The organism is Streptomyces sp. NPDC107471 (genome assembly GCF_055582845.1).
Window position 1 is genome coordinate 479719 of sequence record NZ_JBVJPC010000003.1, and the last position, 19513, is coordinate 499231.

The 19513-nt window shown below is 71.3% G+C and carries 15 protein-coding genes; 10 read left to right on the plus strand and 5 right to left on the minus strand.

What is annotated here, in order from left to right; all coding sequences use genetic code 11:
- Positions 1-14 precede the first annotated feature (14 nt).
- Complete coding sequence (locus ACZ66S_RS11675) at positions 15-365, minus strand: hypothetical protein (RefSeq protein WP_469901311.1); 351 nt, start codon at positions 363-365, stop codon at positions 15-17.
- A 469-nt stretch (positions 366-834) separates the two neighbouring features.
- On the opposite strand from ACZ66S_RS11675, the gene ACZ66S_RS11680 reads away from it, so the two are divergent.
- Positions 835-1008: a hypothetical protein gene (locus ACZ66S_RS11680; RefSeq protein WP_007386357.1), complete on the plus strand. Its 174-nt coding sequence runs from the start codon at positions 835-837 to the stop codon at positions 1006-1008.
- 50 nt (positions 1009-1058) lie between these two features.
- The gene (locus tag ACZ66S_RS11685) at positions 1059-1550 is read left to right on the plus strand and encodes a GNAT family N-acetyltransferase (RefSeq protein WP_469901312.1); all 492 of its coding nucleotides are present in this window, start codon (positions 1059-1061) and stop codon (positions 1548-1550) included.
- A 1-nt stretch (position 1551) separates the two neighbouring features.
- Here the strand turns inward: ACZ66S_RS11685 and ACZ66S_RS11690 are convergent, their stop codons facing one another.
- Positions 1552-2895 (minus strand): amidase, encoded by a 1344-nt coding sequence (locus ACZ66S_RS11690; RefSeq protein ID WP_469901313.1) that lies wholly within the window; start codon positions 2893-2895, stop codon positions 1552-1554.
- A gap of 249 nt (positions 2896-3144) precedes the next feature.
- Here ACZ66S_RS11690 and ACZ66S_RS11695 point away from each other — a divergent pair, with 249 nt between their 5' ends.
- Both ACZ66S_RS11695 and ACZ66S_RS11700 read left to right on the plus strand, forming a co-directional pair.
- Positions 3145-4965 carry a family 20 glycosylhydrolase gene (locus ACZ66S_RS11695; protein WP_469901314.1) on the plus strand — a complete coding sequence of 607 codons (1821 nt, stop codon included), beginning with the start codon at positions 3145-3147 and terminating at the stop codon, positions 4963-4965.
- A 13-nt stretch (positions 4966-4978) separates the two neighbouring features.
- Entirely contained in the window at positions 4979-6511 is a 1533-nt protein-coding gene (locus tag ACZ66S_RS11700) for an alpha-L-fucosidase (protein WP_469901315.1), read from the plus strand.
- A 44-nt stretch (positions 6512-6555) separates the two neighbouring features.
- Here the strand turns inward: ACZ66S_RS11700 and ACZ66S_RS11705 are convergent, their stop codons facing one another.
- Both ACZ66S_RS11705 and ACZ66S_RS11710 read right to left on the minus strand, forming a co-directional pair.
- Entirely contained in the window at positions 6556-7587 is a 1032-nt protein-coding gene (locus tag ACZ66S_RS11705; RefSeq protein ID WP_469901316.1) for an alpha/beta hydrolase family protein, read from the minus strand.
- Positions 7588-7629: 42 nt separating this feature from the next.
- Entirely contained in the window at positions 7630-8640 is a 1011-nt protein-coding gene (locus ACZ66S_RS11710) for a LacI family DNA-binding transcriptional regulator (protein WP_469901730.1), read from the minus strand.
- 220 nt (positions 8641-8860) lie between these two features.
- On the opposite strand from ACZ66S_RS11710, the gene ACZ66S_RS11715 reads away from it, so the two are divergent.
- Genes ACZ66S_RS11715 through ACZ66S_RS11740 form a run of 6 tightly spaced genes read left to right on the plus strand, consistent with a single transcriptional unit; the run spans position 8861 to position 18265 of the window.
- On the plus strand, positions 8861-10147 hold the full coding sequence (locus ACZ66S_RS11715; RefSeq protein ID WP_469901317.1) for an ABC transporter substrate-binding protein: 1287 nt from the start codon (positions 8861-8863) through the stop codon (positions 10145-10147).
- Positions 10148-10149: 2 nt separating this feature from the next.
- Positions 10150-11088: a carbohydrate ABC transporter permease gene (locus tag ACZ66S_RS11720; RefSeq protein WP_469901318.1), complete on the plus strand. Its 939-nt coding sequence runs from the start codon at positions 10150-10152 to the stop codon at positions 11086-11088.
- A complete protein-coding gene (locus ACZ66S_RS11725; RefSeq protein WP_469901319.1) occupies positions 11085-11915 on the plus strand; it encodes a carbohydrate ABC transporter permease in 831 nt (276 codons plus the stop codon). The genes ACZ66S_RS11720 and ACZ66S_RS11725 overlap by 4 nt, the downstream gene beginning before the upstream one ends.
- 27 nt (positions 11916-11942) lie before the next feature.
- Positions 11943-13190 (plus strand): glycoside hydrolase 5 family protein, encoded by a 1248-nt coding sequence (locus ACZ66S_RS11730; RefSeq protein ID WP_469901320.1) that lies wholly within the window; start codon positions 11943-11945, stop codon positions 13188-13190.
- A gap of 13 nt (positions 13191-13203) precedes the next feature.
- Positions 13204-15198: an endo-beta-N-acetylglucosaminidase gene (locus tag ACZ66S_RS11735; protein ID WP_469901321.1), complete on the plus strand. Its 1995-nt coding sequence runs from the start codon at positions 13204-13206 to the stop codon at positions 15196-15198.
- 49 nt (positions 15199-15247) lie between these two features.
- Positions 15248-18265, plus strand: coding sequence for an alpha-mannosidase (locus ACZ66S_RS11740; protein ID WP_469901322.1), 3018 nt, complete (start codon positions 15248-15250; stop codon positions 18263-18265).
- 278 nt (positions 18266-18543) lie between these two features.
- Here ACZ66S_RS11740 and ACZ66S_RS11745 read toward each other — a convergent pair whose 3' ends face one another.
- Positions 18544-19383 carry a PIG-L family deacetylase gene (locus tag ACZ66S_RS11745; protein ID WP_469901323.1) on the minus strand — a complete coding sequence of 280 codons (840 nt, stop codon included), beginning with the start codon at positions 19381-19383 and terminating at the stop codon, positions 18544-18546.
- Positions 19384-19513 lie beyond the last annotated feature (130 nt).

Below are 19513 nucleotides of genomic sequence, written 5' to 3' on the forward strand. Positions count from 1 at the left end.
CTCATGACGGACCGTCAGTCGACACTCTCCAGGCGGGAGTTGCGTGCCGCGACCAGTTCCAGGACGGCACGCCAGTCCTCCAGGACGCCGGCGTCGAACCGGGCCGTGCGGCTCTCCTCGGCCGCCAGGCGCAGCAGGTCGTCGTCGGGGTCGGGGCCGCGCCGGGCCAGCAGCCGGTGGACCCGTTCGCCGAGCAGGGTGCGGACGACCTCGGCGGCCTGGCCGGTGCCCATCACCAGTCCCGCCACCTGGAGTTCCTTGTCGGCGGGCCGGCTGCGGCGCAGCAGCGCCGCGGTCCGCAGGGCCTGCTCGCTGCCGCAGGCGTGCAGCAGATCCATCAGCTCGTCGACACTGCGCAGTTCCATACGTCAGACCTCCCGCCGGGCCGTCCGTTGCCGTGGGTCAGCAGAGCATGGGCGCCTTGCGAATCGGCCAACGGGACTTGAACTGCGCGCCCCGACGGCTCGGAGGGCCGGTCGAACCGTAGGCCGAACGGGTGACTTGAGAAAGGCTCATCGAGGGGCAAATCAGGCGGAAATCGGCCGGACCGGCCAAGGTGAAGTGCAATGGTTCCACCTTGTTTTCGGCCCCTATCGAGCGGCCCCCCGCTCATCTGGTTAATCTGTAGCCGACGGACGGCAGTACGGGGTCCCACCCACACCCACAGTCCGTCCCGGGACAAGCCGTTCACCATGGCCTGCTCTCACCTGAGTTGCCGGCGCCACCGCGTCCGAACCCGATCTCGACCCAGACCCGAGCGGACGTCCAGGCACCGGCCCGCAGGTTGGACAGGTACCCGTCCCGAGGGTGAGCCCGACACATAAGGAGTGCGCGGTGACACCGGAGAAGACGAATCGCGAACAGCGCCCCAAGGAACGCCCGGAGCGCGCGGGCCGACGGCCCGGAGACATCGGCAGCCTCGACGTGTGGGCGCGGTCCGCCCCCATCCGTCTCGCGGGTTACGAGGACGACCTCGCCGAGCCCCACATCCTGCCCAGCGTGGACTGACGGCAGGACTTCGCGATCGCCGACGGCATGGGCGTGCGACACTCACGCCCATGCTGATCAGAGAAGCCGTGGCCGACGACTGGCCGCGGATCTGGCCGTTCTGGCACCGGATCGTGGCCGCGGGCGAGACCTACGCCTGGGACCCCGACACCTCCGAGGAAGCCGCGCGGGCGCTGTGGATGCACCCGGCCAAGCGTGTCCACGTCGTCGAGGACGGGACCGGCGCCCTCGTCGCCTCGGCCTACGTCACCCCCAACTACGGCGGCCCCGCCGCCCGGATCGCCAACGCCGGCTTCATGGTCGACCCCGACCGGAGCGGCCGCGGCATCGGCCGGGCCCTCGCCGAGCACGTCCTGGCCTCCGCCGCGGCGGACGGCTACCGGGGCATGGTGTTCAACGCCGTCGTCGAGACCAACCCGGCCGTGACGCTGTGGACCTCGCTCGGCTTCACGATCCTCGGCACCGTGCCGGACGCCTTCGACCACCCCCGGCACGGCCCGGTCGGGCTGCACATCATGTACAAGGCCCTGCCGGGCCGGTAGGTCAGTCGAGCGGTGCCGTCCGCCGCCACGGCCGCCGCCGCTCCAGCTCCTCCGCGACCTCCAGCAGCACCGTCTCCGAGCCGGGCCGGCCCACCAGTTGCACGGCGGCGGGGGCACCCGAGGGCAGCGTGCCGAACGGGACCGACATGGCCGGCCAGCCGGTGAGGTTCCACGGCGGCGTCAGCGGCGAGTAATTGGTGTTGACCAGGACGTTGCGCAGCCAGCCCCGCTCGTGCCAGGCCTCGGACCGAGGGGACCGGCGGGCCAGCGCCGGCAGCACCAGCAGGTCGTGCTCGGCGAAGAACGGCTCCAGGCGCTCGCGCAGTTCCTGCCGGGCCCGGCCCTTGCGGACGGTCTTGACGAATCGCCGCCCGATCGCCGCGTGCACCCGGGTGCGCCGGGCCAGCAGCCGCGGGTCGAGTCCCTGGGCGTCCACCGACGTGCCCGCCGTCCAGGTGGCGAGCGAGGTGACGCCCAGCGACAGCGGGTACGGCGGGTCGGCGCGCCGCACCTGGTGCCCGGCCTTGATCAGCAGCCCGGCCGCCTCACGGACCGCCCGCGCGTAGGGCGCGCTGATGGTGACCCCGGTGATCGGGCTGCGCAGGGACACGGCGACGTCGAGCGTGGCGGGCGTGTCCCGTCGTACGAACCCGGTGCCGGCGATGACCGAGAGCAGCAGGCGGGCGTCCTCGACGGTGGTCGCCAGGGGGCCGTTCTCGGACATGCCGAACCAGTCGCCGTCGCTGATCCCGGCCGGCACCACTCCCGAGCCCGGCTTCAGCGTGACGAGACCGCAGTTGGCGGCCGGGATGCGCAGGGAGCCCATGCCGTCGTTGCCGAGGGCGATCGGGACCAGGCCCGCGGCGACCGCGGCCGCGCTGCCGCCGGACGAGCCGCCCGCCGTGCGCGAGGTGTCCCACGGGTTGCGGGAGGTGCCGTGGACGCCCTCGGTGGTGCCGAAGACGCACAGCTCCGGCACGTTCGTCAGCCCCACGACCACCGCGCCCGCGGCCCGCAGCCGGGCCACGATCTCGTGGTCGGCGTCGGCGGGGGTGTCCGGGGTGGCGTTCGAGCCGACGCGGTTGGTCTCGCCACGCACCGCCAGGTTGTCCTTGACGGCCACGGGCACACCGGCCAGAGGCAGTTCACCGAGATCACTCCGGGAGCCCACCTCGTCCGCCTCCGCCAGTGCCGCCTCGGCGCGGACCACCCGGAACGCCCCGACCCGCCCGTCCAGTTTCTCGATGCGGGCGAGGTGCTCGGCCACCACCTCCCGGGGCGTGGCCCGCTTCTCGCGGACGGCGGCGGCGATCTCGGCGGCGGTACGGCCGACCCAGTTGGTCACGTGCGCTCCTCGGGGCTACTGGCGAGTACGTAGGAAGAACTCTGCCCGGCGGCGGACGTCACGTCGAGAGCGCTCGCGCTTGGACATTCGGACCGGTCCTCTTGGACTTTTCACGGCGGGCGCGGTCGGCCGGGGTCCGCCGCCTCGCAGGTCATCCGATCTCTGGCACAACTCGGGGCAGATCCGGCCCCGTTGACAGTGCTCCTGGCGACCCCAATGATCAGCCATCCGATGAATAGGGAGTCGCTCATGAGGAAACGGCTGAGATTCGCCGCCGTCGTGGCGCTGCTGACGCTGCTCCTGGCACCCGTTCCGGCCCTCGCCCGTTCGAACCAGGCAGGGCCGGTCACCGTGCCCGCGCTGACCCGGTGGACTCCGGAGCCGGGCGCCTACGTCTTCCGGCCCGGCGCCCGGCTGGTCGCGGACGGCTCGGCCGAACGCCGGGTCGCCGACACGCTCGCCGGTGACCTGCGGGCGTCCGGCCACGGCACGGTGCCCGTCGTGCGCCGGGGAGCACGTACCGGTGACATCGTTGTCGACGTCCGGCCGTCCCGCGGCTCCCTCGGCGCCGAAGGGTACGAACTCCACGCCGGCACCCGCCTGTCGATCACCGGGGCGACCGAGACCGGCGCCTTCTACGGCACACGGACCCTGCTCCAGCTCCTCGCGCAGGGCGACCGCGTCCCGGCCGGACACACCGTCGACGTGCCGCGCTACCAGGAGCGGGGCGTGGGCGTGTGCGCCTGCTACATCCACATCTCGCTGCCCTGGCTGGAGAACCTGGTCCGCGAGATGGCCTACCACAAGCTCAACCAGTTGCTCGTGGAGCTGAAGGTCAGGAGCGACGCCCACCCGGAGGCGAACACCTGGGGCTACTACACCAAGGACGAGATACGCCGGCTCGTGGCCCTCGGCGACAAGTACCACGTCGAGATCATCCCCGAGATCAACTCCCCGGGACACATGGACCCGTGGATCGAGAACCGCCCGGACCTCCAGCTCACCGACTCCGACGGCGTCAAGCAGCCCTCGCGACTGGACATCACCCGCCGGGCGGCCCTCGACTACTACACGAGCCTGATGGACGAGTACGCCGAGGTCTTCACGGCGAAGTCGTGGCACATGGGCGCCGACGAGTACATGCTCGGCTCCGATTTCGCGAAGTACCCGCAGATCCTCGCGTACGCGCAGGAGAAGTACGGTTCCGGCGCCACCCCGCAGGACGCCTTCGTCGACTTCGTCAACCGCGTCCACGACCACGCGGCGGCCAGGGGCGTACGGCTGCGCATCTGGAACGACGGGCTGACCGGCGCCACCACCGTGCCGGTGCGGACCGACACCACCGTCGAGCACTGGCTCGACGTAGCGGTCAAGCCCAGCCGGCTGATCGCGCAGGGCCACTCGGTGATGAACTCCGCCTACTCGCTCTACCTGATCCGCGGCGGCTTCCACAGCGACACCGAGGCACTGTACGACCAGAGTTGGGACCCGAGGAGCTTCGAGGGCGAGCAACTGACCTCCGCCCGGGGCGTCACGGGCGCGAAGATCAGCCTGTGGCCGGACAACGGACGCGGCGAGACCGAGAATGAGGTCGCCGTACGGCTGTGGCCCGCCCTGCGGCACGTCGCCCAGGCCACCTGGGGCGACCCGCGCCCCGACGCGACCTACGCCGAGTTCACGGCACGCGGTACGGCCGTCGGGCACGCGCCCGGGTGGCGGGACTTGACCAAGGTGCCGGTGGCGGACGGGACTTACGCCTTCGGGCGGTCCTTCACGGCCTCGGTGCGGCGCACGGCGGACGGCTATGTGACGTTGCGGACCGCGGCCGGATGTCTGGCGATCAGCGCAGGCAGGCTCACGCTCAACGTGCCCCTGCAGCCCGGCGTCGAGGCGACCTGGGACCCCTGTGACACCACGAACACCTTGCAGCGCTGGTCGGTCGAGCCGGCGGCGGGCGGCTACCGGCTCGTCAACGCGATCACCCGGATGGCGCTCACCGTCACCGACGACGGCCGGATCGTGCAGTACCCGGCCGACCAACGCACCCCCGCGGTCTGGCACTTGAGCTGAGGAGCCCCATTCCATGACTGTCTCCAGACGCGTCTTCGTCACCGCCGCCACCGCGCTCGCCGTGACCGGCATCCCCACCATCGCCGCGGCGGCCTCCGGTGACCGCTTCCACCGCATCCCCGTCTCACCGGACGACACCGAGGCCGAGCTCGTCCGCAAGGCCGCCCAAGTCCGGCCCACCGCACGGCAGATCGCTTGGCAGGGCCTGGAGCGCACCGCGTTCCTGCACTTCGGCGTGAACACCTTCACCGGCCTGGAGTGGGGCACCGGCGACGAGGACCCGGACGTCTTCCAGCCGGCCCGCCTCGACACCGACCAGTGGGCGGCGGCCCTGAAGGACGGCGGCTTCAAGCTCGCCATCCTCACCGTCAAGCATCACGACGGTTTCGTGCTGTACCCCTCGCGCTACACCGACCACTCGGTGGCGTCGAGCAGTTGGCGCGAGGGCCGGGGCGACGTGCTGCGCTCCTTCGCCGACTCCATGCGACGGCACGGCCTCAAGGTCGGCGTCTACCTCTCGCCCGCCGACGAGAACCAGTACCTGCACGGCGTCTACGCCAACGGCAGCGCCCGCACCCCGCGCACGATCCCGACCCTCGTGCCCGGCGACGACCGCACGCCGGACCGCTTCCACACCCTCGACGCCACCGACTACGGCGCCCACATGCTCAACACCCTGTACGAGGTGCTCACCGAGTACGGGCCCGTCGACGAGGTGTGGTTCGACGGCGCCCAGGGGCACATCCCGCCCGACAAGGTGGAGAGCTACGACTGGGACAGTTGGTACACCCTGGTGCGGGCCCTCGCCCCGGACGCGGCGATCGCCGTCACCGGACCCGACCTGCGCTGGGTCGGCAACGAGAGCGGCATCGCGCGCGAGGACGAGTGGAGCGTCGTCCCGGTCAAGGAGAACCAGTACGGCCGCACCGACTGGGCGTTGTCGTACGACACCCCCGACGAGGGCAGCCGTGCCGCGCTGGTCAAGGCGCAGCCGGTGACGGACTACCTCCAGTGGTGGCCCGCCGAGTGCGATGTCTCCCTGCGTGACGGCTGGTTCTACCACGCCGACCAGCAGCCCAAGTCGGTCGACTACCTGACGGAGATCTTCTTCGGGTCGGTGGGCCGCAACGCGGTGCTGCTGCTGAACGTCCCGCCGGACACCGACGGTCTCCTGCACGCCACGGACGTCGTCCGGCTGCGCGAGTTCCGTGAGCGCGTCGAGCACGAACTGCCCCGCGACCTTGCCCAGGGCGCCCGCAGGACCTCGGCACCGGACCGCGTGACCCTGGACCTGGGCCACGGGACAGAGGTCGACCGGATCCGCCTCGCGGAGGACATCCGGCACGGCCAGCAGGTGGAGCGCTTCGTCGTCGAGGCCTTCCGCGACGGGGCGTGGACGCAGGTCGCGGCCGCCGGCACCATCGGCGCGAGCCGCATCCTGCGGCTGCCGGCTCCGGTGCGGGCCCGAAGGTGGCGACTGCGGGTCACACAGTCCCGAAGTGCCGTGCGGATGGCGGAGTTCGGGCTGTACCGCTCCCAGGTCTGAGGGAGGCGGGGGCCACCGGGACCGGACGGTCCGGTGGCCCCGGCTCAGCGCAGGTGCTTCTCGAAGAAGTCCATGGTGGTCTCCATCGAGCGGGGCCACTGCGAGAAGAAGGTGTGCCCCTCGCCCTGATAGGTGCGCAACTCCACGTCCTTGCCCGCCTTCTCGAACGCGGCGACCGTCTGCCGGGTCCAGCGCGGGGGACAGGTCGTGTCGGCGGTGCCGTGGTGGATCAGCAGGGGTTCGGTGACCCGGTCGACGTAGGTGAGGGGGGACACCGCGCGCCAGAACCCGGGATTTGTCGCGGGGGTGCCGTGCGCCGACTCGATCTCGGCCACCAGCGGGTCGCCCTCGGGACGTTGGAACCGGTCGATGTTCTCCTCGGGGTGCGCGCTGACCGGCGCGAAGGCGACCGCCGCGTCGAACAGCCCCGGAGCGACCACCAGCGTGTTGTGGACGACCCCGCCGCCCATCGATCGGCCGAGCAGGCCCAGCCGGGCGGTGTCGATCTCCGGGCGGCCCGAGGACCGCAGCGCCAGCGCCGCACCGATGACGTCCTCGGTGTAGCCGAGACGCAGGTTCACGTCGTTGTCGGCGTCCTCGTCCGAGCGGGCGTGGTTGCGGTAGTCGGTGTGCAGGACGACATAGCCGTTGCGGGCGAGGAGGTCCTGCTCCCGGCTGAGACCGCGGCCGGTGGTGTAGACCGCCGGGTCGATGTAGCCGTGCGCCAGCACCAGGGCCGGGAAGGGGCCCTTCCCGGAGGGGATGTTCATCAGGCCCGAGATCGTCAGCCCGTCCGACTCGTACGACACCTCGTAGCCGGTGTAGGCGGAGGTGCGGGTCAGTACGCGGCCCAGTGCGAGGCCGGAGCCCGTGTGCTCGTGCCGGATCAGGGCCGGGATCGACACCGGGTCGACCGGTGAGGGGGTCGGCGCGGGGCTCTCGGTGCGGGGCGCGGGGGCGGTCGTGGTGGCGGTGGCGGTCGGGCGGGCCCGGTCCGCGCCGTCGTCGCCGGTGCAGCCCACCGCGGCCGACAGCGCGAGTGCGGTGGCGGCACAGAGCGTTCCCCTCGTCCGCATACGGTCATTGTCCCCGCCGCGGCGCTCGCCGTCCCCTTGGAGTCAAGCCCTCCGTGCCGCCCCGGTGCTGTCCCGCACGATCAGCCGCGGCACCGGCACCCGGACGGTGCGCGCCGGGCCGCCGTCCAGCAGCGCGGTCAGTTCGCGGGCCGCCGTGCGACCGAACTCCACGCTGTCCCGGGACAGCGCCGACAGCCACGGCTTGACCATGCGGCACAGCGCCGAGTCCTCCCAGGCCACCACCGACACGTCCCCGGGCACCGAGTGGCCCAGCTCGGTCGCGGCGGCGACTCCCGCGAGGGCCATCACGTCGTTGTCGTAGATCAGCGCGGTCGGGGGAGCGGCCGCCTCCAGGACCCGGCGGGTCACGGCCGCGCCCTCCGCGTCGGAGTAGTCGGTGGTCACCGACTTCACCCCGGTCAGCCCGCGCCGCTCGGCCTCCGCGCGCAGGGTGCGGACCCGGCGCTCGGTGTGGGCGAGCCCCGGCAGGCCGGCGATGTGCACGATCCGCCGATGGCCGAGCGCGTAGAGCTCGTCCACGACCGCGGCCATCGCGCCCGCGTCGTCCGCCCAGACGGTGGACAGCCCGGGGTGGCGTTCGTCGGGGGCGCCGCCGATCACCACACCCGGCAGCCCCAGTTCGTCGAGGACCGAGGTGCGGGGGTCGTCGGTGCGCGGGTCGACCACCAGGACGCCGTCCACCCGGTGCTCGGCCCACCAGCGCCGGTACACCGCGCACTCGTCCTCGACGTCCTCGACGACCTGGAAGAGCAGCCCGAGGTGCCGCTCCGCCAGCACCTCCTGTATCCCCGAGACGAGCTGGAGGAAGAAGGAGTCGACACCGAGCGTCTCGGCCGGGCGGGCCAGGACGAATCCGACCGTGGCCGCGCCCTCGCCGGACAGCGCGCGGGCCGCGGTGCTGGGGCGCCAGCCGAGCGCCTCGGCGACCTGGCGCACCCGGTCGCGGGTGTCCTCGGAGACCCCGGGCCGGCCGTTCAACGCGAAGGAGACCGCGCTCTGGGAGACCCCCGCCTGCCGCGCGATGTCCTTCATCGTGGGCCTGCGGGCCACTGACCGCTTGCCTGACACGCTGTTTCCCCATTCCCCCGCCGGTTCGTTCGGACAGTATGCACTAATGCGGTTCAGCTCCGTCAACCTAATGCGCATTAGTCACTAAACAAATTAGCTGCGCGAGATGCATTGACGGGCCCGTGGACCGGCGTGCAGGGTCTCCGTCGTTGGCCAACTCCGCCGCAAAGGAGAACGGTTCGCCGTGCCTGTTTCCCGTAGAACCCTCGCTGCCGTCGTCGTCTGTGCCGTCCTGCCGCTGAGCGCTTGCGGCTCCGGCGACGACGGCGGTTCCAGTGCCGCCTCGGGCAAGATCGAGGGCGACATCACCTTCCAGACCTGGAACCTCCGGGCGAACTTCAAGGACTACTTCGAGGGCGTGATCGCCGGCTTCGAGAAGAAGTACCCCGGCACCGACGTCAAGTGGATCGACCAGCCCGCCGAGGGCTACGCCGACAAGATCAGCGCCGACGCCGCGGGCGGCACCCTGCCCGACGTCGTCAACGTCTCCCCGGACCTGGTCGCCCCCCTCGCCAAGGCCGGCCTCGCGCTCGACCTGGACAAGGCGGCCGGACAGTACAAGAAGGAATACCTGGCCGGCGCCTGGGCCAGCCACCAGATACCGGGCATGACCGGCACGTACGCCTTCCCGTGGTATCTCAACACCGGCCCGCTCTTCTACAACAAGTCCCTCTTCAAGGAGGCCGGGCTCGACCCCGAGCAGCCGCCGAAGACGTACGACGACCTCTTCACCGATGCGCTGGAACTGGCGAAGAAGACCGACGGCAAGGTCGCCACCCTCGCCAACGTGCCCACCGTCGAGGACTTCGGCCGCTACGGCGTCCCGCTCATGAACTCCGAGGGCACCGCCTTCGCCTTCAACGACGCCAAGGGGGTAGAGCTCCTCACCAAGTACAAGGAGCTGTACGACGCCAAGGCGCTCGACCCGCAGGCGCTGACCGCCACCCCGGAGTCCTCCGGCAAGAAGTTCCTCACCGGTGCCGTGGCCATGAACCCGGGCAGCGCGCTGGACCTCGGCAACTTCAAGAAGCAGGCGCCGAACCTGTACAAGAACATCGGCATCACCGACCAGATCACCAGCACCGGGCACGTCAACATGTACGTGATGGGCGTGATGGTGAACGCGCAGACCAAGAAGAAGGCCGCGGCCGTCGCCTTCGCGCACTACGTCACCGACGCCGAGCACCAGATGTCCTTCGCGAAGAAGGTCGCCATCTTCCCGAGCACCGCGGGATCCCTGGACGACCCGTACTTCACCAAGGAGGACGGGACGGACGAGACGCGGGTGCGGATCGCCGCCGCCAAGTCCCTGAAGAACGCGGTCAACTACACGCCCGTGCTGTTCAGCGAGCAGATGAAGACGGCCCTGCGCAACGAGGTCGCCAAGGCGCTCCAGGGCAAGGAGAGCCCGAAGGAAGCTCTCGACAACGCTGTCAAGGCGTGTGACACGCTGCTCCAGCAGCAGGGATGACCATGTCCTCGTCCACCGTGTCCCGGGCCCGGCCGGACAGCCGTGCGCCCGACGTCCCCCGCGGGCGTCGGGTGCGGCGCCAACTGCCGACCAGTCCCTGGCTGTTCGCCGCACCCGGTCTGATCGTCATCGGCGTGTTCATCCTGTACCCGTTCGTCTCCACGCTGGTGAACGCCTTCACCGACAAGCGCACCCTGATCCCGGGCGAGTTCGTGGGCCTCGCGAACTTCCGCGAGCTGCTGCACGACGACATGTTCTGGATCGGCCTGCGCAACAGCACGCTCTACGTCCTCGGAGTCGTACCCGCGCTGGTGATCCTGCCGCTGCTGCTCGCACTGCTCGTGCAGAAGAACATCCCCGGCATCACCTTCTTCCGGTCCGCCTTCTACACGCCGGTCGTCGCGTCGATCGTCGTGGTCGGACTCATCTGGGTGTGGCTGCTGGACGAACGCGGCCTGATCAACTCGCTGTTGGAGTCCGTCGGGGTCGGCCGGATCGGCTTCCTGAGCGACCAGTGGCTGCTCCTGCTGAGCGCCATGGCCGTCACGGTGTGGAAGGGCCTCGGCTACTACATGATCATTTACCTGGCCGCGCTCGCCAACGTGCCGCGGGAGCTGCACGAGGCCGCGGCGGTGGACGGGGCCGGGGCGGTCCGCCGGTTCGTCACGGTGACGGTGCCCGCCGTCCGCTCGACCATGGCACTCGTCGGAGCGCTGTCCTCGGTCGCCGCCTTCAAGGTGTTCTCCGAGGTCTACCTGATGGCGGGCCCGAGCGGCGGACCGGCCGGCGAGGACACCACGCTCGTGATGCTCGTCCAGCGCACCGGCACCGGACTCACCGGCCGGGTCGGCTACGCGTCCGCCCTCTCCGTCGTGGTCTTCGTCGTCACCGTGGCACTGATGCTGCTCGTGCTGCGCGCCGACCGGAGGGGGGAGTCGTGACCCGGGTACGCAAGGGCGAACTGGTCCTGCGCTACGTCCTGTTGCTGGCCGTCCTCGCGCTGACCGTCGGCCCCTTCCTCTGGCAGTTGTCGACCTCCCTCAAGGGCCCCACCGAGGACATCTACAGCTCGCCGCCCTCCTTCCTGCCCCAGCACCCCACCCTGCACAACTACGAGCGGGTCTCCACCACCATCCCCGTCTGGGACTACGCCCTCAACTCCCTGAAGGTCGCCACCGGCAACGTCGTGACCAACTGCGTCGGTTCGGCCCTCGCCGGATACGCCCTGGCCCGGCTGCGCTACCGGGGCCGCCGCGCGGCCACCCTCGCCTTCATCCTGGCGATGCTCGTGCCGGTGGAGGGCATCATCATCGCCCAGTTCACCACCATGCGGGAGCTCGGCCTCAACAACACCCTGATCGGTGTGGTCCTGCCGGGCTGCATCGGCGCGATGAACGTCCTGCTGATGCGCAACGCCTTCCTCAACCTGCCCTACGAGATCGAGGAGGCGGCCTACGTCGACGGCGCCAACGCGTGGCAGCGGTTCCTGCGGATCGCGCTGCCGTCGGTGAAGGGCACGATCGCCGTCGTCGCGATCTTCGCCTTCATGGGCGCGTGGGACGACTTCCTGTGGCCGCTGATCGTGCTGAGCGACCCGTCGAAGTTCACGCTGACGATCGGCCTCAACTACCTGCACGGCACCTTCGCCAACGACGAACGGCTCGTCGCCGCGGGCACGGTCATCGCCGTGGCTCCGCTGATCGCCCTCTTCGCCGGCCTCCAGCGGTACTTCTTCCGCGGGGTGGGCGAGGGCGCGGTGAAGGGCTGAACGAACCCCCAGAGTCAAGGATCCCGTATGCCTTCTGCCGTGCGCTTCGGCGTCAACTACACCCCGAGCGTCGGATGGTTCCACCACTGGCTCGACTTCGACCTGGACACCGTCCGCGCCGACCTCGACTCGATCGCCGCCCTGGGCCTCGACCACATCCGGGTCTTCCCGCTGTGGCCGTACTTCCAGCCGAACCGCACCCTGATCCGTCAGCGGGCCGTCTCGGACCTCGTGCGCCTCGTCGACGCCGCCGCCGAGCGCGGTCTCGACGTCAACGTCGACGGTCTCCAAGGGCACTTGAGCAGCTTCGACTTCCTGCCGGCCTGGACCCGGACCTGGCACCGCCGCAACCTCTTCACCGACCCGGAGGTCGTCGAGGGCCAGGCCGCCTACCTGCGCACCCTCGCCGCGGCACTGGCGGACCGCCCCAACTTCCTCGGCATGACCCTCGGCAACGAGGTCAACCAGTTCTCCGCGGGCCCCCATCCCGACCCGGACCGGGCCACGGCCGAGCAGATCGACGCCTGGCTCACCCGCATGCTGGCCGCCTGCGAGGCGGGCGCCCCCGGCAGGCTGCACCTGCACGCCGAGTACGACGCCACCTGGTACCAGGACGACCAGCCCTTCACCCCCGCCCAGGCCGCCCGCCACGGCGCCGTCACCGCCGTGCACTCCTGGGTCTTCAACGGCACCGCCCAGCGCCACGGCCGCACCTCCGTCCCGGCCGAGCACCACGCCGCCTACCTCGTCGAACTCAGCAAGGCCTGGGCCGGCGACCCGCACCGGCCGGTCTGGCTCCAGGAGGTCGGCGCCCCGGCGCCCCTGGTGCCGCCCGAGCACGCCGCCGCCTTCACCGAGGCCACCGTGGCGAACGCCCTGGACTGCCCGGACCTGTGGGGCATCACCTGGTGGTGCTCCCACGACGTGTCCCGGGAACTGGCCGACTTCCCGGAACTCGAGTACGGACTCGGCCTGTTGACCAACGACCGCAAGCCGAAGGACACGGCCCGGGTCCTGGAACGGGCGGCACGGACGGGCTCGGTCGCCCCCGAACGCCGTACGACCGCGCTCGTCGTCCCCGCCGACCCCGCCTCGCGCTCCCGCTGCGCGCCCGGCGGGCCCGTCTTCGACGCCTGGTTCCGGCTCGTCGCCGACGGCGCCCGGCCCACCACCGTCCTCGACACCCGCGCCGCCGACCAGGACCACCTGGCCGCGCGCGGCATCACCGAGGTCGTCACACCCGATCAGGTACTCCCACCCCACAAGGACCACTAGGAGGCACCCGCTCGTGAACCCCACCAGACGCACCGTCCTGCTCGCCGCGACCGCGGCCGCGCTGCTGCCCGCACTGCCGGCGAGAGCGGCGGCGGCCACCGCGCTCCAGCCGTACGCCACCTACTGGTACCCGGACTCCCTGCCCGCCGGCAGCCCCGGCACCGGCATCACCTGGCGCAGCCTGAAGAGCTGGCGGGCGGCCGACGACGCCGACCTCGCCTTCAACACGGCCGCCGTACCGCTCGCCTCCCGTTTCACCCCGACCCCCGCCAACCCGACGGCCCGGGCCGGCCAGGCCCGCATCCAGTCGCTGGTCTCCTTCGGACCGACGGCCGGCAACCCCTCGCAGGGCTCGGCCACGTCGGACTACTACGCCTTCGGACACTGGGCCTACGTCGACGAACTGGTCTTCTGGGGCGGCTCGTCCGGCGAGGGACTGATCCTCGCGCCGAACGCCCCGATCGTGGACGCCGCCCACCGGCACGGCGTGCCCGTCCTCGGCAACATCTTCCTGCCGCCGACCGCCTACGGCGGCCAGTTGCAGTGGACCCGGGACCTGGTTCAGAAGGACGCCGCCGGGCGGTACCCGCTGGCGTCACAGCTCGTCGCGGTCGCCACGGCGTACGGCTTCGACGGGTGGTTCGTCAACGCGGAGACCGGCGGAGGGGACGCGGCCCTCGGGGCCGACATGCTGGGCTTCGTCAAGGAGTTGAAGGCCCTCTCCAGAGCGAGGGGACTGCGGGTCACCTGGTACGACTCCATGACCGTCAACGGCACCGTGAGCTGGCAGGGCGCGCTGAACAGCCGCAACCAGGCGTTCTTCGAGTCCGCGGACGACATGTTCGTCGACTTCCGCTGGTCGGCCGGCACCCTCACCTCCTCGGGCACGCTCGCCCGGCAACTGGGGCGCAGCCCCTACGAGTTGTGGGCCGGTGTGGACGTGGAGTCGAACGGCTGGAACACCTCAGAGAACTGGGACGCGATCGTGCCCAGGGACAGCGACCACGTGACCTCGCTGGGCCTGTACCGGCCCGAGTGGACCCGCAACCACCTGCCCGCGGACCAGCGCACACCGCGCGACTTCCACGCGGCCGACGACCGCTTCTGGACGGGCGCCTCGCTCGACCCCGCACGGCCGGCCGACACGGACGGCTGGCGGGCACCGGCGGTGTCGGTCGCCGACCGGTCGACGGTCACCTCGCTGCCGTTCGCCAGCACGTTCAACACCGGGCACGGACTGCGGTGGTACGAGAAGGGGGTCGTCACCTCGGACGCCGCCTGGAACCACCTCGGGCTGCAGGACCGACTGCCGTCCCGGCAGTGGGTGGTGCGGACCCGGGGCACCCGGCCGGCCGTCTCCTTCGACTTCGCCGACGCCTGGCGGGGCGGCAGCAGCGTACTCGTGGACGGCGCCCTGGACGCACCGGTCACCGTGGACCTGTACTCCGTACGGCTGCCGGTCAGCGGTGACACCGTGGTCGAACTGACCCACCGGACCGACGCGGGCCAGGTGGGCGTCGAGCTCGCCGTGGCCACCGCCGAGCCGGACGCGCCGGGCGGGACACCGCCGTACACCTACCTTCCCGTGGCCGGCGGCGGCGACGGCTGGCGGACCTCGACCGTACGGCTGACCGGGCTCGCCGGGTCCGTCCACACCCTCGGCGTGCGGCTCACCGGCACCGGCGCGCTGAAGTGGCGGCTCGGCGAGATCGCCGTGCACGACACTCCCAGCACCCCCTGCCCGCCCTCCGGCCTGCGCGTCACCGCGGCCAGTGGTGGCGACCTGCGCCTCGCCTGGAACCCCGCCCCCGGCGCCGTACGCCACTACACCCTGCACCGGCTCCTGCCCGACGGCACCCGGCGCTTCCTCGGCGGCACCTGCCAGCGCGCCTGGTTCGTCTCCGGACTGAGCCCCGAACAAGGCGAGCGGCGGGCGCGGTTGGAGCTGCGTGCCGTGGGGGAGCTCTACTCCTCGTCGGCCCCCGTGACGGTCACCCATCCCTGGTGACCGCGTGACCCACCTCTGGTAACCCCCGGAACCCTGGAGAGCACCCCGCATGCATGACGACCGCAGCCTGGTCGAGGCCCGCCTCAAGCGCGTCCTCGACGAGCGACTCCGCCCCGCCGTGTACCCCGAGTCCGTACCGCTGGAGGTGGCGGTGTGGCACGCGCCCGACGAGCCGGTGCCCGTCGCCGAGGGCCTGGCGGCCGAGCCGGAGCCCATCGCGGTGGGCGCCCGCTGGGGCGCTCCCTGGGGCACGAGCTGGTTCCGCGTCACCGGGACCGTCCCCGAGGAGTGGGCCGGCCGGACCGTGGAGGCGATCCTCGACCTCGGCTTCGACGAGAACATGCCCGGCTTCCAGTGCGAGGGCCTGGTCTACCGGCCCGACGGCACCCCGGTGAAGGGCCTCAACCCGCGCAACCAGTGGGTGCGCATCGGCGCGCCCGTCGAGGGCGGCGAGGAGGTGCGCCTGCACGTCGAGGCCGCCTCCAACCCCGTCATCCTCGACTACCACCCCTTCCTGCCCACCCAGTTGGGCGACAAGGAGACCGCGGGCAGCGAGCCGCAGTACCGGCTGGCGCGCATGGACCTCGCCGTCCTCGACGAGACGGTGTGGCAGTTGGTGATCGACCTGGAGGTGCTCGGCGAGCTGATGGCCGAGCTGCCGGTGGAGTCGGCGCGCCGCTGGGAGATCCTGCGGGCCGTGGACAAGGCGCTGGACGCGCTGGACCTCCAGGACGTGAACGGCACGGCGGCGCAGGCGCGCGTACGGCTGGAGACGGTCCTGTCGGAACCCGCCGTCCCCTCCGCCCACCGCATCAGCGCCGTCGGCCACGCGCACATCGACTCGGCGTGGCTGTGGCCGCTGCGCGAGACGGTCCGCAAGGTCGCCCGGACCACCTCCAACATGACGGCGCTGCTCGACGACGAGCCGGAGTTCGTGTTCGCCATGTCCCAGGCCCAGCAGTGGGCCTGGGTGCGCGACCACCGGCCCGAGGTGTGGGCGCGGGTGAAGAAGGCCGTGGCCGACGGGCGGTTCGTGCCCGCCGGCGGCATGTGGGTGGAGTCGGACACCAACATGCCCGGCTCGGAGGCGATGGCCCGGCAGTTCGTGCACGGGAAGCGGTTCTTCCTCGACGAGTTCGGCATCGAGAACCAGGAGGCGTGGCTGCCCGACACGTTCGGCTTCGCGGCCGGACTGCCGCAGATCATCAAGGCGGCCGGCTCCAAGTGGCTGCTGACCCAGAAGATCTCCTGGTCCCAGACGAACAAGTTCCCGCACCACACCTTCCAGTGGGAGGGCATCGACGGCACGCGGATCTTCACCCACTTCCCGCCCGTCGACACCTACAACTGCTCCATGAAGGGCAGCGAGATCGCCCACGCGGCCCGCAACTTCAAGGACAAGGGGGTCGCCCGGCACTCCCTGGCCCCCACCGGCTGGGGCGACGGAGGCGGCGGCACGACCCGGGAGATGGTCGCCAAGGCGGCCCGCCTGCGCGACCTCGAAGGGTCGGCGACCGTGGTCTGGGAGACCCCGGCGGAGTTCTTCGAGAAGGCCGAGGCGGAGTACCCCGAACCACCGGTGTGGGTCGGTGAGCTGTACCTCGAACTCCACCGCGCCACCCTTACCAGCCAGGCCAGGACCAAGCAGGGCAACCGCCGCAGCGAACACCTCCTGCGCGAGGCCGAGCTGTGGGCGGCGACGGCGGCCGTACGGACCGGATTCCCCTACCCGTACGAGGAGTTGGACCGCATCTGGAAGACGGTCCTGCTGCACCAGTTCCACGACATCCTGCCGGGGTCCTCCATCGCCTGGGTGCACCGCGAGGCCCGGCGCACCTACGAGCGGCTCGCGGACGAGCTGAACGGCATCATCGACGCGGCCCAGCGCGCGCTGGCGGGAGAGGGGACGAAGGACCTGCTCTTCAACTCCGCCCCCCACGGCCGCGGCGGTGTCGCGGCGGGCGGCGCCAATATCGCGGTCGTCGAGGGCAGCACGACGGTGACCGGACGTCCCGGAGGCGGGCACGTCCTGGACAACGGCATCCTGCGGGTCGAGATCGACGCACGGGGCCTGGTCGTCTCCGCGTACGACATCGACGCCGACCGGGAGACCATCGCACCGGACCGGGCGGGCAACCTCCTCCAACTCCACCCGGACTTCCCGAACATGTGGGACGCGTGGGACGTGGACGAGTTCTACCGCCACACCGTCACCGATCTCACCGACGTGGACGAGATCGCCCCCGAGGGCCGGCACGGGGTGCGGATCACGAGGACCTTCGGTGCCTCCCGCGTCACCCAGGTGCTGTCCCTGGCGCCGGGGGAGCGGCGGTTGCTGGTGGACACCGAGGTCGACTGGCACGAGACGGAGAAGTTCCTCAAGCTCGCCTTCCCGCTCGACCTGCACGCCGAACGGTACGCGTCGGAGACGCAGTTCGGGCACTTCCACCGGCCCACGCACACCAACACCTCCTGGGAGTCGGCGAAGTTCGAGGCCTGCAACCACCGCTTCGTGCACCTGGAGGAGCCCGGCTGGGGCGTGGCAGTCGTCAACGACTCGACGTACGGCCACGACGTGACCCGGACCGTGCGCACGGACGGCGACCGGGGCACGACCACCACGGTCCGGGCGTCCCTGCTGCGCGCCCCGCGCTTCCCCGACCCGGAGACCGACCAGGGCCTCCACCGCTTCCGGCACGCGCTGGTGCCGGGGGCCGGGATCGGCGACGCGGTGCGTGAGGGATGGCGGATCAATCTGCCCGAGCGGTCGGTGCGCGGCTCCGGGGAGGTCGCCCCGCTGGTGACCGTGGACCAGGACGCGGTCGTCGTCACGGCGGTCAAGCTCGCCGACGACGGCAGCGGCGACGTCGTGGTCCGCTTCCACGAGGCGCACGGCGGACGGGCGCGGGCCACCGTCAGGGCCGGTTTCGAGGTCACCGGGGTCACGGCCACGGACCTGCTGGAACGCCCGTCGGACGACGCTCCCTCGCTGCGGCGGGAGGGGAACGAGGTCTCCCTGCGGCTGCGGCCGTTCGAACTGGTCACCCTGCGCTTCACCAGGGCCTGAGCGACGAGGGGCGGGGACATCGCTCCCCGCCCCTCGGTCACGCCGGACCCCGACTCCCGCAACTGGCCCGTATCGCCGCGGCCGCCGTCGCCCTCGGCGTGCTCGCATCGGCTCCCGCATCCGGTCACGACCAGCTCGTGACGCATCCGCGCGTGGTCGCCCACTTCGAATGACTCTCCGGCCGGACGTGCCCGGGACCTACGGGACCGACGGGCCCCGGGGGCGCTGCCGCCACCTTGCCGGCGAGGGCGCGCCCCGGGGCCGCCGGGTGCGGCGGACTACTCCGGGCGCAGCCCGGCGAAGAGGTCGTTCTCGGGTACGGCCGCGCCGGTGCCGTCCTTGACCCTGACGAAGGTCTCCACGCCCATCAGCTCGCCGAACCTCTCCTTGCCCATCTTGAGGAAGAAGATGTTCTCGCCCTGGCTGGCGTGCGCGGCCAGCGCGTCGAACTTCTGACCGCTGAACCCGGTCGTGTCCACCCACGTGGTGATCTCGTCGTCGGGCAGGCCGATCTCGGCCAGCGCGGCGGCCTCGGCGGGGTCCGGCTCCGGCATGTCCTCACCGAACTCGCGCATGAGCTCGCCGAACCGCTGCATCGCCGAGCGGGGCATCGTCGTCCAGTACACCTTCGGCGTCAGCGTGGTCATCTCCAGCGCCGCCATCGTGATGCGGTGCGCCTGGATGTGGTCGGGATGGCCGTAGAAGCCGTTCTCGTCATAGGTGACGACCACATCGGGGCGGTAGTGCCGCATGAGTTCCGCGAGCCGGGTCGCGCCTTCCTCCACGGGGGTCCGCCAGAAGGACCCGGGGGCGTCGTTGCTCGGCCAGCCCATCATCCCGGAGTCGGCGTAGTCCAGCATCTCCAGGTCGCTGATCTTCAGCACCTCGCAGCTCGCCTCCAGTTCCTGGCGGCGCATCTTGGCGACCGCGGCCGGATCGTGGCCGGGATCGCCCGGCTTGACACCTCCCGGCCCGTCACCGCATCCACCGTCGGTACAGGTCACGAGAACCGTGCGGACGCCTTCCGCCGCGTACCGCGCGAGGACGCCTCCGGTGCCGGTGGCCTCGTCGTCGGGGTGGGCGTGCACGGCCATGAGCGTCAAGGGGCGGTCGGTCATGAGAAAAGTCCTCCAGCGGAAACATGTCGTGATCGGAACGCGGTGGGTGCACCGCGGTCCCGGGACCCGGAGGCCGACGGACGCAGGACCCGATGATCTCCGTGTCCCCCGCCCGGCGACGCCGGTCCCC

Bases quoted from the DNA above. Each gene is read 5' to 3' on its own strand.
- ACZ66S_RS11705 (WP_469901316.1), bottom strand. From the start codon at position 7,587: ATGCGGACGAGGGGAACGCTCTGTGCCGCCACCGCACTCGCGCTGTCG.
- ACZ66S_RS11710 (WP_469901730.1), bottom strand. From the start codon at position 8,640: ATGAAGGACATCGCGCGGCAGGCGGGGGTCTCCCAGAGCGCGGTCTCC.
- ACZ66S_RS11745 (WP_469901323.1), bottom strand. From the start codon at position 19,383: ATGACCGACCGCCCCTTGACGCTCATGGCCGTGCACGCCCACCCCGAC.
- ACZ66S_RS11700 (WP_469901315.1), top strand. From the start codon at position 4,979: ATGACTGTCTCCAGACGCGTCTTCGTCACCGCCGCCACCGCGCTCGCC.
- ACZ66S_RS11675 (WP_469901311.1), bottom strand. From the start codon at position 365: ATGGAACTGCGCAGTGTCGACGAGCTGATGGATCTGCTGCACGCCTGC.
- ACZ66S_RS11720 (WP_469901318.1), top strand. From the start codon at position 10,150: ATGTCCTCGTCCACCGTGTCCCGGGCCCGGCCGGACAGCCGTGCGCCC.
- ACZ66S_RS11730 (WP_469901320.1), top strand. From the start codon at position 11,943: ATGCCTTCTGCCGTGCGCTTCGGCGTCAACTACACCCCGAGCGTCGGA.
- ACZ66S_RS11695 (WP_469901314.1), top strand. From the start codon at position 3,145: ATGAGGAAACGGCTGAGATTCGCCGCCGTCGTGGCGCTGCTGACGCTG.
- ACZ66S_RS11740 (WP_469901322.1), top strand. From the start codon at position 15,248: ATGCATGACGACCGCAGCCTGGTCGAGGCCCGCCTCAAGCGCGTCCTC.
- ACZ66S_RS11685 (WP_469901312.1), top strand. From the start codon at position 1,059: ATGCTGATCAGAGAAGCCGTGGCCGACGACTGGCCGCGGATCTGGCCG.